Origin of the sequence: Aquamicrobium terrae (assembly GCF_040545735.1) — a bacterium.
In the GTDB taxonomy this organism is placed as follows: Bacteria; Pseudomonadota; Alphaproteobacteria; order Rhizobiales; family Rhizobiaceae; genus Mesorhizobium; species Mesorhizobium terrae_A.
On record NZ_JBEPML010000047.1, the window covers coordinates 1 to 1,533 of the forward strand.

Below are 1,533 nucleotides of genomic sequence, written 5' to 3' on the forward strand. Positions count from 1 at the left end.
TGTCCGTCGTCGAAACATTTGGCGCAGGTTTGGCGTGGCGTTAACGGAGAGCGGGCCTCGTCAGGGGTTGGCTTTTAGGCGGCGAGCTTGCGGTGCTGCAAGCGGCGATGTTCGATGGTCTGTTTCTTGATGGCGGCGCGCTGGGCGTGGATCTGCCGATCGCGGCCAAAGTAGGCATCTGCGGGCGTCACATTGCCCAGGCTTTCGTGATAGCGCTGGTGGTTGTAGTGCTCGATGAAGGCTTCGATCTGGGCTTCGAGATCGCCGGGCAGGTAATAATTCTCCAGTAGGATGCGGTTTTTCAAGGTCTGGTGCCAGCGCTCGATCTTGCCCTGTGTCTGGGGGTGAAAGGGGGCGCCGCGCACGTGGCTCATGGACTGGGCCTCGATATAGGCGGCCAGTTCGCCCGCGACATAGCTCGGGCCATTGTCCGAGAGCAGGCGCGGCATGTGCAGCACGGTGGCGCTGTCACAACCTGATGCGGCCAGCGCCAAGTCCAGCGTGTCGGTGACATCGCCCGCCGTCATGGTGGTGCACAGCTTCCACGAGATGATGTAGCGGGAATAGTCGTCGAGCACGGTTGAGAGGTAAACCCAGCCCCAACCGATCAGCTTGAAATAGGTGAAGTCGGTCTGCCACATCTCGTTTGGTCGCATCGTCTTGGTGTGGAACTCGTCGCGGGCCTTGATGACGATATAGGCTGGGCTGGCGATCAGATCCTGTGCCTTGAGCAGGCGATAAACCGTGGCCTCGCAGACAAAGTACTGCTTCTCATCGGTAAATTTGGTGGCCAACTCGCGGGGCGAGAGTTCGCTTTCCTCCAGCGCCATGTCGATGATCTGTTTGCGCACATTCTCGGGCAGCCGGTTCCATACCCGGCTTGGCGCCGAGGGGCGGTCTTCCAGCGCCTCAGGCCCACCATCAAGGTAGCGGGCATACCAGCGGGCAAAGGTGCGGCGTGGGATGCCCAGTTTCTCCAGCGTCTGTCGGGTGGGCAGATGGGATTGCTCGACGAGGCGGATGATCTCGAGCTTTTCTGCGGCGGGATACCTCATTCTTGGTCGCCCCCATCCGCGATCATGCTTTTTTTAAGCAGGCGGTTCTCGAGCGTCAGGTCGGCCACGCATTCCTTGAGAGCCAGTGCTTCACGGCGCAGATCCTTGACCTCGTCACTGGTGGCGGCACGGGCCGTGTCCCCGGCCAGACGGCGTTTGCCAGCCTCAAGGAATTCTTTTGACCAGGAATAATACACGCTCTGGGCGATGCCTTCGCGGCGGCACAGTTCAGCGATGCTCTCCTCGCCGCGCAGGCCTTCGAGCACGATGCGGATTTTATCCTCGGCCGAGAAATGCCGGCGTGTGGCACGGCGAATATCTTTCACCACCACCTCGGCGGGCTTCTTGGTGGGCTTGGCAGCCAATTTTGGGCTGGAGGGATTGGGTCTCATCTGCGTTCCTTACGTCACTGCGACGAGACCCAATCCCTCCATTATCCGCAACCCCAGATCTGTGCCAAAGGCGCTGACGCCGAACA

Annotated in this window: 1 protein-coding gene; it reads right to left on the reverse strand. The window is 60.5% G+C overall.

Annotation, left to right across the window (positions count from 1 at the left end; genetic code table 11):
• Window positions 1–74: 74 nt before the first annotated feature.
• Window positions 75–1,447 (reverse strand): IS3 family transposase gene (locus ABID37_RS26210; RefSeq protein WP_095046155.1). Its coding sequence is split into 2 segments (ribosomal slippage): window positions 75–1,090 and window positions 1,090–1,447, totalling 1,374 coding nucleotides; the frame shifts between segments, so codons are not numbered across the junction.
• Between the last annotated feature and the right edge of the window lie 86 nt (window positions 1,448–1,533).